Origin of the sequence: Streptomyces olivaceus, from assembly GCF_000721235.1 — a bacterium.
Taxonomy (GTDB): domain Bacteria; phylum Actinomycetota; class Actinomycetes; order Streptomycetales; family Streptomycetaceae; genus Streptomyces; species Streptomyces olivaceus.
Genome location: NZ_JOFH01000069.1, coordinates 1 through 13,313, shown reverse-complemented (window position 1 = coordinate 13,313; position 13,313 = coordinate 1). Strand labels below are relative to the sequence as shown.

General features: G+C 72.6%; 10 protein-coding genes and 1 pseudogene. 9 read left to right on the top strand and 2 right to left on the bottom strand.

Features of this window, described 5'->3' with window-relative positions; translation table 11 throughout:
- Nucleotides 1-100 precede the first annotated feature (100 nt).
- Complete coding sequence (murA, locus tag IG94_RS0137230) at nucleotides 101-1,447, bottom strand: UDP-N-acetylglucosamine 1-carboxyvinyltransferase (RefSeq protein WP_031048257.1); 1,347 nt, start codon at nucleotides 1,445-1,447, stop codon at nucleotides 101-103.
- Between the two features lie 234 nt (nucleotides 1,448-1,681).
- On the opposite strand from murA, the gene IG94_RS0137225 reads away from it, so the two are divergent.
- The 9 genes from IG94_RS0137225 (at nucleotide 1,682) to IG94_RS0137185 (ending at nucleotide 13,213) form a co-directional block, all read left to right on the top strand.
- Nucleotides 1,682-2,254, top strand: a complete 573-nt coding sequence (locus IG94_RS0137225; protein ID WP_031048255.1) for a YqgE/AlgH family protein — start codon at nucleotides 1,682-1,684, stop codon at nucleotides 2,252-2,254.
- A 30-nt stretch (nucleotides 2,255-2,284) separates the two neighbouring features.
- On the top strand, nucleotides 2,285-2,569 hold the full coding sequence (locus IG94_RS0137220; RefSeq protein WP_030402030.1) for a DUF3039 domain-containing protein: 285 nt from the start codon (nucleotides 2,285-2,287) through the stop codon (nucleotides 2,567-2,569).
- A 198-nt stretch (nucleotides 2,570-2,767) separates the two neighbouring features.
- A complete protein-coding gene (locus IG94_RS0137215; RefSeq protein WP_031048253.1) occupies nucleotides 2,768-4,066 on the top strand; it encodes an extracellular solute-binding protein in 1,299 nt (432 codons plus the stop codon).
- Nucleotides 4,063-4,971, top strand: coding sequence for a carbohydrate ABC transporter permease (locus IG94_RS0137210; protein WP_031048250.1), 909 nt, complete (start codon nucleotides 4,063-4,065; stop codon nucleotides 4,969-4,971). Before IG94_RS0137215 ends, IG94_RS0137210 begins: the two co-directional genes overlap by 4 nt.
- Entirely contained in the window at nucleotides 4,968-5,813 is an 846-nt protein-coding gene (locus IG94_RS0137205) for a carbohydrate ABC transporter permease (protein ID WP_031048247.1), read from the top strand. Before IG94_RS0137210 ends, IG94_RS0137205 begins: the two co-directional genes overlap by 4 nt.
- 3 nt (nucleotides 5,814-5,816) lie before the next feature.
- On the top strand, nucleotides 5,817-7,439 hold the full coding sequence (locus IG94_RS0137200; protein WP_031048244.1) for a beta-N-acetylhexosaminidase: 1,623 nt from the start codon (nucleotides 5,817-5,819) through the stop codon (nucleotides 7,437-7,439).
- Nucleotides 7,440-7,713: 274 nt separating this feature from the next.
- Nucleotides 7,714-8,607, top strand: a complete 894-nt coding sequence (locus IG94_RS0137195; protein ID WP_031048242.1) for an FAD binding domain-containing protein — start codon at nucleotides 7,714-7,716, stop codon at nucleotides 8,605-8,607.
- Nucleotides 8,604-10,898 carry a (2Fe-2S)-binding protein gene (locus tag IG94_RS0137190; protein WP_428837413.1) on the top strand — a complete coding sequence of 765 codons (2,295 nt, stop codon included), beginning with the start codon at nucleotides 8,604-8,606 and terminating at the stop codon, nucleotides 10,896-10,898. The genes IG94_RS0137195 and IG94_RS0137190 overlap by 4 nt, the downstream gene beginning before the upstream one ends.
- Nucleotides 10,895-13,213 (top strand): xanthine dehydrogenase family protein molybdopterin-binding subunit, encoded by a 2,319-nt coding sequence (locus IG94_RS0137185; RefSeq protein ID WP_031048234.1) that lies wholly within the window; start codon nucleotides 10,895-10,897, stop codon nucleotides 13,211-13,213. The genes IG94_RS0137190 and IG94_RS0137185 overlap by 4 nt, the downstream gene beginning before the upstream one ends.
- Here IG94_RS0137185 and IG94_RS42285 read toward each other — a convergent pair.
- Nucleotides 13,210-13,313: pseudogene (locus tag IG94_RS42285) on the bottom strand (IS481 family transposase); the annotation flags it as partial. The gene IG94_RS0137185 and the pseudogene IG94_RS42285 overlap by 4 nt on opposite strands.

Below are 13,313 nucleotides of genomic sequence, written 5' to 3'. Positions count from 1 at the left end.
TAGACGTCGCAATCCACACCGAACCGGAAGGCCCTCACCTGTTCAAGATCCCTCAGCCGAGACCTGACTCACCCGTCCACAACCTCCCCGGACAGAACAACTAGCCCAGCGCCTTGCCCGGCAGCTCGACCTTCGCGCCCAGCTCCACCAGCTTCTCCATGAAGTTCTCGTAGCCCCGGTTGATCAGGTCGATGCCGTGGACGCGGGACGTGCCCTGGGCCGCGAGGGCGGCGATCAGGTACGAGAAGCCGCCGCGCAGGTCGGGGATGACCAGGTCGGCGCCCTCCAGCTTGGTCGGGCCCGAGACCACGGCCGAGTGCAGGAAGTTGCGCTGGCCGAAGCGGCAGTCGGAGCCGCCGAGGCACTCGCGGTAGAGCTGGATGTGGGCGCCCATCTGGTTGAGCGCGGAGGTGAAGCCGAGGCGGGACTCGTACACCGTCTCGTGGACGATGGACAGGCCCGTCGCCTGCGTCAGGGCGACCACCAGCGGCTGCTGCCAGTCCGTCTGGAAGCCGGGGTGCACGTCCGTCTCCAGGGCGATGGACTTCAGCCGCCCGCCCGGATGCCAGAAGCGGATGCCCTCGTCGTCGATCTCGAAGGCGCCGCCGACCTTCCGGAAGGTGTTGAGGAACGTCATCATCGAGCGCTGCTGCGCGCCGCGGACGTAGACGTCGCCCTCGGTCGCCAGCGCCGCGGAGGCCCAGGAGGCGGCCTCCAGGCGGTCCGAGAGGGCGCGGTGGGTGTAGCCGCCCAGCTCGTCCACGCCGGTGACGCGGATGGTGCGGTCGGTGTCCATCGCGATGATCGCGCCCATTTTCTGCAGGACGCAGATCAGGTCCTCGATCTCCGGTTCCACGGCCGCGTTGGACAGCTCGGTGACGCCCTCCGCGAGCACCGCCGTCAGCAGCACCTGCTCGGTCGCGCCGACGGACGGGTACGGCAGGTTGATCTTCGTGCCGCGCAGCCGCTGGGGAGCCTCCAGGTACTGGCCGTCCGCCCGCTTCTCGATCGTCGCGCCGAACTGCCGCAGGACGTCGAAGTGGAAGTCGATCGGCCGGCCGCCGATGTCGCAGCCGCCCAGGCCCGGGATGAAGGCGTGCCCGAGGCGGTGCAGCAGGGGGCCGCAGAAGAGGATCGGGATGCGCGACGAGCCCGCGTGGGCGTCGATGTCGGCGACGTTCGCGCTCTCCACGTGGGTCGGGTCCATGACCAGCTCGCCGGGCTCCTCGCCCGGACGGACCGTCACCCCGTGCAGCTGCAGCAGTCCGCGTACGACCCGCACGTCGCGGATGTCCGGCACGTTGCGCAGCCGGCTCGGCGCACTGCCGAGGAGGGCGGCCACCATCGCCTTCGGCACGAGGTTCTTCGCTCCGCGGACCCGGATCTCGCCCTCCAGCGGGGTCCCGCCGTGGACAAGCAGTACGTCATCAGTGCCGTTGACGGTCATGGATCTCGCGTTCCGTGGGTTCGGGCAGGGGCCAGAAGGGAAAGGGTAATCGTCTTGTACCCCCCTTCAGTGCGCGCCCGCACGGTCGGGGAACGTCATGGCTTTGTCACAACACGTGGTGTATGCCGGCGCGTACAGGGGGTCACGATCCCGGGGCGTGCGCCGGGTGCGTGTTCACCCCGCTGCCCCCGATTGCCTCCCCACGGCGGGGGAACATGCGGGATCATGTCAGGCATGACCGAGGTGTCCTCGCTCACGGGGCGGCTGCTCGTGGCCACACCCGCCCTGGCGGACCCGAACTTCGAGCGCGCGGTGGTGCTTCTCCTCGACCACGACGAGGAGGGCTCCCTCGGCGTGGTCCTCAACCGCCCCACCCCCGTCGATGTGGGCGACATCCTGGAGGGCTGGGCGGACCTGGCGGGCGAGCCGGGCGTCGTCTTCCAGGGCGGCCCGGTCTCGCTGGACTCCGCCCTGGGGGTCGCCGTCGTCCCCGGCGGCGCGTCGGGCGAGCGGGCGCCGCTGGGCTGGCGCCGGGTGCACGGTGCGATCGGTCTCGTCGACCTGGAGACCCCGCCGGAACTGCTGGCGTCCGCGGTCGGCGCGCTGCGGATCTTCGCCGGGTACGCCGGCTGGGGTCCCGGCCAGCTGGAGGACGAGCTGACCGAGGGCGCCTGGTACGTGGTCGAGTCCGAGCCCGGCGACGTCTCCTCGCCGCTCCCGGAGAGACTGTGGCGCGAAGTGCTGCGCCGGCAGCGGGGCGAACTGGCGATGGTGGCCACGTATCCGGACGACCCGTCGCTCAACTGAAGCGTGTGAGCTTCAGTACCCTTGGCGGTTATGAGCACTCTCGAGCCCGAGCGCGGGACTGGTACGGGAACCCTCGTCGAACCGACGCCGCAGACGTCCCACGGCGACGGCGACCACGAGCGCTTCGCCCACTACGTCCAGAAGGACAAGATCATGGCGAGTGCCCTCGACGGCACTCCCGTCGTGGCGCTGTGCGGCAAGGTCTGGGTGCCCGGCCGCGACCCGAAGAAGTATCCCGTCTGCCCCATGTGCAAGGAGATCTACGAGTCCATGAGCGGCGGCGGAGACGAGGGCAAGGGCGGCGACAAGAAGTAGCAGCCCTGCCCCCGCAGACCTCTTAGAGCTTCCCGGAGGCCCCCGGAGCGTGCCCGCGCGCGCTCCGGGGGCCTCCGTGCGTCACTAACTGGTTCAGACCTCTTGTGGACATGTTCATGTACTCCTTACTCTCCTGGATGTTGTGCAGAGCGAAACCGTCATTGCATACCTTGCAACGCACGCCCGGAGGAACTCTCCATGAAGCTCGCCCCCCGCCTGGCCGTCCTGCTGGCCGCCACCGCCGTCGCCGCGACCGCCTGCGCTCCCCAGACGTCGGACAACTCCTCCTCCGGCAAGGACGAGAAGAGCGGCACCCTGCGCGTCTGGCTCTTCCAGGAGGTCAACAACAAGCCGAAGGAGAAAGTCGTCGACGCGGTCCTCGCCGACTTCGAGAAGGCGCACGACGACACGAAGGTCACCGTCGAGTACATCCCCGTCGAGACCCGCGCCCAGCGCATCAAGGCCGCGTTCAACGACCCCGGCAGCGCCCCCGACGTCATCGAGTACGGCAACACCGACACCGCCGGCTACGTGAAGGACGGCGGACTCGCCGACGTCACCGAGGACTTCGCCGGCTGGGACCAGGCCAAGGACGCCGACGCCACGGCCCGCCGGTCGGTCACCGTGGACGGCAAGGTCTACGGCGCCCCGTACTTCGTCGGCGTCCGGGCCCTGTACTACCGCACCGACGTCTTCGACGAGCTGAACCTCCGGGTCCCCAGGACGCTGGACGAACTGACGTCCACGGCGAAGAAGGTGCGGGCCGCCGAACGCGACCTGTACGGCATCGCGGTCGGCGGCGCCTACACGTACGGGGCGATGCCCTTCATCTGGGCGAACGGCGGCGAACTGGCCACCGGCAAGGGCGGCTCGTACACCTCGGCGATCGACGGCGCCGCCGCCGTCAAGGGCGTCAAGGCGTACACCTCGCTCTTCGGCGACGACAACTGCCCGGCCGCCAAGTGCGCCGGCATGGGCGGCAACGACACCGTCACGGCGTTCGCCTCGGGCAAGGCTGCCATGGCGATCGGCGGCGACTTCAGCCACCAGGCGGTGGAGGCCGGCACGGTGAAGGGCAAGTACGCCGTCGTGCCGCTGCCCGGCACCGAGCCCGGCTCGATCGCCCCGGCCTTCGCGGGCGGCAACAACATCGGCGTCCTGAAGAGCACCTCGCACCGCACCCTCGCCGTCGACCTGATGAAGCGGCTCGCGTCCAAGCAGGCGCAGGGCGACCTCTTCGACGCGATGGGCTTCCTGCCGACCTTCACGGACGTACGGCAGGAGGTGGCGGACAGGGAGCCGTTCGTGAAGCCGTTCGTCGACACGCTCGATGCCGGTACGGAGTTCGTACCGGCCTCGCCGGCCTGGGCGACGATCGACTCCTCGCAGGTGCTGCCGACGATGTTCCAGGAGGTGGTGAGCGGCAAGAAGAACGTGGACGCCGCCGCCGAGGACGCCGCGAAGAAGATGGACGAGGCGTTTGGCTCCGCCGGATGACGGGTTCGCCCACCGGCCCGCGCTCCGTCCGGGGCTCCTCCGGCACCCCCTGGCTGTATCTCGCCCCCGCTCTCGTCGTCCTCGGCGGGCTGCTCGTCTACCCCGTCTACCAGCTCGGGCTGATCTCCTTCCTGGAGTACACCCAGGCCCAGGTGTCCGGCGGGGAGCCGACGAGTTTCAAGGGGTTCGGGAACTACGCCGAGCTGTTCGGGGACGGGGAGTTCTGGCGGGTACTGCTCGCCACCGTCGTGTTCGCCGCCGCCTGCGTCGTGTCGACCCTGGCCGTCGGGTGCGCGCTCGCCGTGCTGCTCACCAGGGTGCGGGCGCTGCCGCGGCTCGCGCTGATGCTGGCCGGGCTCGGCGCCTGGGCGACCCCCGCGGTCACCGGGTCGACGGTGTGGCTGCTGCTGTTCGACCCGGACTTCGGGCCGGTCAACCGGATGCTGGGCCTCGGCGACCACTCGTGGACGTACGGGCGCTACAGCGCCTTCCTGCTCGTCCTGCTCGAAGTCGTCTGGTGCTCCTTCCCGTTCGTCATGGTGACCGTCTACGCCGGGATCCGCGCGGTGCCGGCCGAGGTGCTCGAAGCCGCCGCGCTCGACGGCGCCTCGCAGTGGCGGATCTGGCGCTCGGTGCTCGCGCCGATGCTCCGGCCGATCCTCGTCGTCGTCACCATCCAGTCGGTCATCTGGGACTTCAAGGTCTTCACCCAGATCTACGTCATGACCAACGGCGGCGGCATCGCCGGCCAGAACCTCGTCCTCAACGTCTACGCCTACCAGAAGGCCTTCGCGTCCTCGCAGTACAGCCTCGGCTCCGCGATCGGCGTCGTCATGCTGCTGATCCTGCTCGCCGTGACGCTGGTCTACCTGCGGCTGCTGCGCCGCCAGGGGGAGGAGCTGTGAATCTTCCGAGTGTGCGGGTGCGCCGTCCGTGGCGGCTCGCGGCCGAGGCCTCCGCGCTGCTGATCGCCGTGGTGGTCGCCTTCCCGCTGTACTGGATGGTGCTGAGCGCCTTCAAACCGGCCGGCGAGATCGAGTCGAGCCGGCCGCGGCCGTGGACCGCGGCGCCCACCCTGGATTCCTTCCGGCGCGTCTTCGGACAGCAGGAATTCGGCCGCTACTTCCTCAACAGCCTGCTCGTGGCGGGCACCGTCGTGATCGCCTCGGCGCTGATCGCGTTTCTCGCGGCCACGGCCGTGACGCGATTCCGGTTCCGTTTCCGCACCACGCTGCTGATCATGTTCCTGGTGGCGCAAATGGTGCCCGTGGAGGCGCTCACCATCCCGCTGTTCTTCCTCATGCGGGACTTCGGCCAGCTGAACACGCTGGGTTCGCTGATCCTGCCCCACATCGCCTTCTCGCTGCCGTTCGCGATCTGGATGCTGCGGGGCTTCGTGAAAGCCGTTCCGGAAGCCCTGGAGGAGGCCGCGTACATCGACGGGGCGAGCCGGTCGCGCTTTCTGTGGCAGATACTTTTCCCGCTGGTCTTCCCGGGCCTGGTGGCGACCAGTGTCTTCTCCTTCATCTCCACCTGGAACGACTTCCTGTTCGCCAAGTCGTTCATCATCAGCGACACCTCCCAGTCGACGCTGCCCATGGCGCTGCTGGTCTTCTACAAACCGGACGATCCCGACTGGGGCGGCGTGATGGCCGCGTCCACGGTCATGACGATCCCGGTGCTGGTCTTCTTCGTACTCGTGCAACGACGACTCGTCTCCGGTCTCGGCGGAGCGGTGAAGGACTGAGGAGTGATTGACGTGACCGACGTGATCCCCCAGCCGCGGCAAGTGACGTCCCACGAGGACGCGTACTTCGAACTGGGCCCCGACACCCGGATGGCCGCCGGTGACGGCACCGGGCACACCGAGCGCTGGCTGCGCGCCACCCTGGGCGCGGCGACGGGACTCCCGCTGGCATCCGGCGAGGGGCCCGGCGGCGTCGTCCGGCTCGAACTCGACGGGCAGCTGGGCGCCGAGGGCTACCGCCTCGACATCGCGCCGGGGACCGTGCGCCTCACCGGCGGCGACCCGGCCGGCCTCTTCTGGGGCGCCCAGACGCTGCGCCAGCTCCTCGGCCCGGACGCCTTCCGGCGGGCCCCGCTGCCCGGCCGGCGGTGGCGGCTGCCGCTGCTGCGCATCGAGGACGCGCCCCGCTTCCGCTGGCGCGGCCTGATGCTGGACGTCGCCCGGCACTTCATGCCGAAGGACGGCGTCCTGCGCTACCTGGACCTGATGGCGGCCCACAAACTCAACGTCCTGCACTTCCACCTGACCGACGACCAGGGATGGCGCGTCGAGATCACACGCCATCCGCGGCTCACGGAGAAGGGCTCCTGGCGCTCGCGCACCAAATACGGCCACCGCGCGTCGCCGCTGTGGGAGGACAAACCCCACGGCGGTTACTACACCCAGGAGGACATCCGGGAGATCGTCGCCTACGCCGCCGAACGGCAGATCACCGTCGTCCCGGAAATCGACGTACCCGGCCACTCGCAGGCCGCCATCGCCGCGTATCCGGAACTGGGCAACACCGATGTGATCGACACCACGGCCCTGACCGTCTGGGACACCTGGGGCGTCTCCCCGAACGTACTCGCCCCCACCGAGAACACACTGCGCTTCTACGAGGGTGTGTTCGAGGAACTGCTCGAACTGTTCCCCTCGGAGTTCCTCCACATCGGCGGCGACGAATGCCCCAAGGAGCAGTGGCGGCAATCGGCCACCGTGCAGGCCCGCATCGAGGAACTCGCCCTCGCCGACGAGGACGAACTCCAGGCCTGGTTCATCCAGCACTTCGACACCTGGCTCGCCGAACGCGGACGCCGGCTCATCGGCTGGGACGAGATCCTGGAGGGCGGGCTCGCCAAGGGCGCGGCCGTCTCCTCCTGGCGCGGGTACGCCGGCGGGATCGCCGCCGCGCGCGCGGGGCACGACGTCGTGATGTGCCCCGAGCAGCAGGTGTACCTGGACCACCGGCAGCACGGGGACGAGGGCGAACCCGTGCCGATCGGCTTCGTGCGCACCCTGGAGGACGTCTACCGGTTCGAGCCGGTTCCGTCCGAACTCACACCGGACGAGTCCGCACACGTGATCGGTACCCAGGCGAACGTATGGACGGAAGTGATGGAGAACCAGGGGCGGGTGGACTACCAGGTGTTCCCGCGGCTCGCCGCCTTCGCCGAGGTCGCCTGGAGCGCCCTGCCCGCCCCGGCCGAGCGGGACTTCGGCGCGTTCGAGCAGCGGATGGCCGCCCACTACCGGCGACTTGACGCACTGGGCGTCGCCTACCGGCCACCCGGCGGCCCGCTGCCCTGGCAGCAGCGGCCCGGCGTGCTCGGGCGCCCGCTGGACGGCCCGCCGCCGAACAAGTAGGCACGTAGGAGCGCATCTCACGAAGAATCGTGGGAAGACCGCCCCAAACGCCACCGAGGAGTGGCAACTCGCGCGCACGGAACACAACTCCGATGGCAGTGGATCCTGTACGAAAACGGACCATGTCGCCGGTGATCCGGGCGAATGCCTCCTAGCGGACCCCTGCGTTCGGGCCCTGCAAAGATGTGCCAGAGTTGCCACGTCCGCCCTGTCAGGTCGTAGCGTACGGCCACATGGGCGGGACCAGGTGGGACAGCGGGAAGGGGCAGTCGGTTTGACCACGCACGCACCGCAGGCGGCGCAGGCCGTCACGCTGCCCACGACACTGGACGAGGCCGTGGCGGCGCTCGCCGCCATGCCCGCCGCAGTGCCGGTCGCGGGCGGTACGGACCTGATGACCTCAGTCAACTCCGGCCAGCTCAGGCCCGCCGCGCTGGTGGGCCTCGGCCGGATCAGCGAAATCCGGGGCTGGCAGTACCTGGACGGGCACGCGCTGCTCGGTGCGGGACTCACCCATGCCCGCATGGGCCGCCCGGACTTCGCCGCGCTCATCCCGGCGCTCGCCGCCGCCGCGCGCGCCGCCGGACCGCCGCAGATCCGCAACGCCGGCACCCTCGGCGGCAACATCGCCTCGGCCGCTCCGACCGGCGACGCGCTGCCGGTGCTGGCCGCCCTGGAGGCGACGCTGATCATCGCGGGCCCGGACGGGGCCCGCCGGGAGGTGCCGGTCTCGCATCTGCTGGCCGGCATGGAGATGCTCCGCGCGGGGGAGCTGATCGGCTACGTGCGCGTGCCGCTGCTGCACGCGCCGCAGGTCTTCCTGAAGGCGACCGGCCGCACCGGTCCCGGCCGCGCCACGGCCTCGGTGGCCTTGGTCCTCGACCCCGCCCGGCGCGGCGTGCGGTGCGCCGTGGGCGCCATCGCCCCGATGCCGCTGCGGCCCCTGGAGGCCGAGGAGTGGGTGGCCTCGCTCATCGACTGGGACAACGGCCGCACCATCGTCCCGGAGGCGCTGCGGGGCTTCGGCGAGTACGTCGCCGCCGCCTGCATCCCCGACGAGGCGCCGGCCGAGGACGGCTCCGTGCCACCGCTCCCGCCCGCCGTACTGCACCTGCGGCGCACCGTCGCCGCGCTGGCCCGACGAGCACTGGGGAGGGCGCTGTCGTGACCGACGACCAGCACGGCGACCAGTACGACGACCGGTACGGCGACGGGCAGGGGGACCCGTACGGGGACCGGCGCGGGGATCCGTACGGCGACCGGCGCGGTGACCCGTACCGCGATCAGTACGGCGATCAGTACGGCGATCAGTACGGCGACCAGTACGGCGACGGGCACGGTGGGGGCGCGCCCCCGAGCGGCGGGCGCTGGGACCCGCTGCCGCAGGGTGACTACGACGACGGCGCGACCGCCTTCGTCAAGCTCCCCGAGGGCGGGGTGGACGCGCTCCTCGCCGCCCACGACAGTCCGCTGGCCGCGCCCGGCCACGGCTATGTGCCGCCGCAGATCACGGTGACGCCGGCCACGGCCGCCGGCACCGATCCGGCGGCCACGGGCTCCTGGGCGACGCCGTCGGCGCCCGTGGACGGCACCCAGTGGCAGGCCCTGGACACGAACCAGGACCCGGCGGCCCGGCAGGACCACACCGGGTACCCGCAGCACGACCCGTACGGCGGGGCCGCGCCCTACGACGCGAACGCCGGGTACGGCGCGCCGGGACAGGACGACCGGTTCCCCTACCGGCCCGGCGCCACCGGCCACTGGGACTTCTCCGAGGCGGCTTCCGAGGCCGCAGCGGGGCAGGACCCCGCGCCCGCGCCCGGCCAGGACGTCACCGGCCAGTGGTCCATCCCCGTCGCCGACGGCGACCTGCCGGACGAGTCGGGCGAGTTCACCGCGTCGTCCCTGGCCGAGCAGTGGGGCGGCGGTGCCCCGGCCACCCTGCCCGGCGGCGCTCCGGCGCCCTGGGCGACGCAGCCCCCCGGCGGGCCGTGGGGCGAGGCCCCGCCCCCGGCCGGTACCGACGCCGGGGAACGGCCCGCCGAGATCAGCAGCGTGCCCGCGACGCGGCCCGCCGGCCGGCCGTGGGGCGACGACATGCCGCAGCCCGGCCCGGACGCCGACGAACGACACGAGGCCCCGCACGCTCCACACCCGCACGCTCCACACCCGCACGATCCGGAGCCGCACGCTCCCGACCCGCACGCTCCCGGCCCCCACTCTGCCGACCCGCACGGCCGGGCACCCGCGCCCGCCGGAGCCGACGAGGCGGCGGAGCCCGCGGGTGAGCCCGCCGGGGCCGAGGGGGCCCCTGAAGGCCCCGTGGAACGCGTGGCGGACCCCGCCGAGGAGGAGATCGCCGAGCCCGGCCCGGAGGCCGCCGAAGCGCCCGGCACGGGCCCCGCGCCGACCACCGGTACGGACCGGGAACCGGAACCCGCGCGGCACCACGGCCAGGACCCCGGGCAGCCCTCCGGGCAGGACGGCGGACAGGTCCTCGCCGAGGAGGCGTCACCGGCGACGGCCCCGCGTCCGGAACCCGTGCCCGGCCCGCAGGGCACCGCGCCCGAAGCCGACGCCCCGACCGGCACCGACGCGCCCGGCCTCGACGCACCCGACGCGTCCGACGCGCCCGGCCTCGACGCACCCGACGCGTCCGACGCGCCCGGCGTCGACACGCCCGCCCCCGACGCGCCCGGTCCCGACGACACGCCCGGCCCCCAGCCCACCCCGGCCGCCACCGCCCCGGACCAGGCCCCCGCGAGCCCGCAGGACGAGCACCCGCTGGCCTCCTACGTGCTGCGCGTCAACGGCACCGACCGTCCCGTCACGGACGCCTGGATCGGCGAGTCGCTGCTCTACGTGCTGCGCGAGCGCCTCGGCCTCGCGGGCGCCAAGGACGGCTGCTCACAGGGCGAGTGCGGCGCGTGCAACGTGCAGGTCGACGGACGCCTGGTCGCCTCCTGCCTGGTCCCGGCCGTCACCTCGGCCGGCAGCGAGGTGCGCACGGTCGAGGGCCTGGCCGCCGACGGGCAGCCGTCGGACGTGCAGCGGGCGCTCGCCCGGCGCGGCGCGGTGCAGTGCGGCTTCTGCGTGCCCGGCATGGCGATGACCGTGCACAACCTCCTGGAGGGCAACCCGGCGCCGACCGACCTGGAGGCCCGCCAGGCCCTGTGCGGCAACCTGTGCCGCTGCTCCGGGTACCGGGGCGTCCTGGAGGCGGTCCAGGAGGTCGTCGCCGAGCGCGAGGCGCACACCGGGGCCGACGCACAGCCCGGCGCCGAGTCCGACGAGCCCCGCATCCCGCACCAGGCAGGACCGGGCGCGGGCGGCGTCAACGCGTCGGCGTTCGAGCCCCAGCAGCGCTCCGGGGACCGGGACCCGGCGCGACCGCACGACCATTCCCACGGCGACCGGGACGACCGGGGCGACCACGGCCAGGACGGAGGCCACGCGTGAGCAACGACGCCGCGACGGCGGAGGCCGCGGGGACCGCCGAGGCGGTCCCCGCCCCCGAGCCGATCCCGCACGGCCTCGGCGCGTCCCTGCCGCCCGCCGACGCCCGCGCCAAGACCGAGGGCACCTTCCCGTACGCCGCCGACCTGTGGGCCGAGGGCCTGCTGTGGGCGGCCGTACTGCGCTCACCGCACCCGCACGCGCGCGTGGTGTCCATCGACACCACCCACGCGCGCGAGATGCCCGGGGTACGCGCCGTCGTCACGCACGAGGACGTCCCCGGCGCGCCGCTGCACGGGCGCGGCGGCCGGCACGCCGACCGGCCGGTCTTCGCCTCCGACGTCGTACGCCATCACGGCGAGCCCCTCGCCGCCGTCGCCGCCGACCACCCGGACACCGCGCGGATGGCCGCCGCCGCCGTCATCGTCGAGTACGAGGTGCTCGACCCGGTCACCGACCCGGAGCAGGCGTTCGAGGCCGAGCCGCTGCACCCCGACGGCAACCTGGTCCGGCACATCCCGCTGCGCCACGGCGACCCGGAGGCGGCCGGCGACGTCGTCGTCGAGGGCCTGTACCGCATCGGCCGACAGGACCCGGCGCCCATAGGGGCCGAGGCCGGTCTGGCCGTGCCGCGCCCCGACGGCGGCGTGGAGCTGTACCTGGCCTCCACCGACCCGCACGGCGACCGCGACACGGCCGCCGCGTGCTACGGCCTGCCGCCCGAACAGGTGAAGATCGTCGTCACCGGGGTGCCCGGCGCCACCGCCGACCGCGAGGACCAGGGCTTCCAGCTGCCGCTCGGGCTGCTCGCGCTGAAGACCGGCTGCCCGGTGAAACTGACCGCCACGCGCGAGGAGTCCTTCCTCGGCCACGTCCACCGCCACCCCACGCTGCTCCGCTACCGCCACCACGCGGACGCCGAGGGCCGGGTCGTGAAGGTCGAGGCGCAGCTCCTGCTCGACGCGGGCGCCTACGCGGACACCTCCTCCGACGCCCTGGCCGCCGCGGTGGCCTTCGCCTGCGGCCCGTACGTCGTCCCGAACGCCTTCATCGAGGGCTGGGCCGTGCGCACCAACAACCCGCCCTCCGGCCACGTGCGCGGCGAGGGCGCCATGCAGGTCTGCGCCGCGTACGAGGCGCAGATGGACAAGATCGCCAAGAAGCTCGGCCTGGACCCGGCCGAGGTGCGGCTGCGCAACGTTCTGGCCACCGGCGACGTGCTCCCCACCGGCCAGACGGTCACCTGCCCCGCGCCCGTCGCCGAACTCCTCCAGACCGTCCGCGACCACCCCCTCCCGGCCCTGCCCAAGGACACGCCCGAGGACGAGTGGCTGCTGCCCGGCGGTCCCGAGGGCGCGGGCGAACCGGGCGCGGTGCGGCGGGGCGTGGGCTACGGCATCGGCATGGTGCACATGCTCGGCGCCGAGGGCGCCGACGAGGTCTCCACGGCCACCGTGAAGGTCCAGGACGGCGTGGCGACGGTGCTGTGCGCCGCCGTCGAGACCGGCCAGGGCTTCACCACGCTGGCCCGGCAGATCGTGCAGGACACGCTCGGTGTCGACGAGGTGCGGGTGGCGCCCGTCGACACCGACCAGCCCCCGGCCGGCGCGGGCTGCCGGGGCCGGCACACGTGGGTGTCGGGCGGCGCGGTGGAACGGGCGGCCAAGATGGTCCGCACCCAGCTCCTGCAGCCCCTGGCGCACCAGTTCGGGATGTCGACGGAACTGCTCCAGATCGCCGACGGCAAGATCACCTCGTACGACGGTGTGCTGTCGACCACGGTCGCCGAGGCCCTGGACGGCAAGGAACTGTGGGCCACCGCCCAGTGCCGCCCGCACCCGACCGAGCCGCTGGACGGGGCCGGACAGGGCGACGCGTTCGTCGGCATGGCCTTCTGCGCGATCCGCGCGGTGGTCGACGTCGACATCGAGATCGGCTCGGTACGGGTCGTGGAGCTGGCCGTGGCCCAGGACGTGGGCCGGGTCCTGAACCCGGCCCAGCTGACCGCCCGCATCGAGGCGGGCGTGACGCAGGGCGTCGGCATCGCGCTCACGGAGAACCTCCGTACCCCCCGCGGCCTCGTCCGCCACCCCGACCTCACCGGCTACGCCCTGCCGACGGCGCTCGACACCCCCGACATCCGGATCGTGAAGCTCGTCGAGGAACGCGACGTGGTCGCGCCCTTCGGCGCCAAGGCCGTCAGCGCGGTACCGGTGGTCGCCTCCCCGGCGGCCGTCGCCGCCGCCGTACGCGCCGCCACGGGCCGCCCGGTCAACCGCCTCCCGATCCGCCCGCAGGCCGCGGTGGTGACCGGCTAGCTGTACTGACTCGTGAGGTTGGGGACGCGGCTGGCGGGTGGTTGCCCTTTCAGCGCGGTGTGTCCGCGGTGGTGATTGTAGGTATGCAGCCATTGCGGGA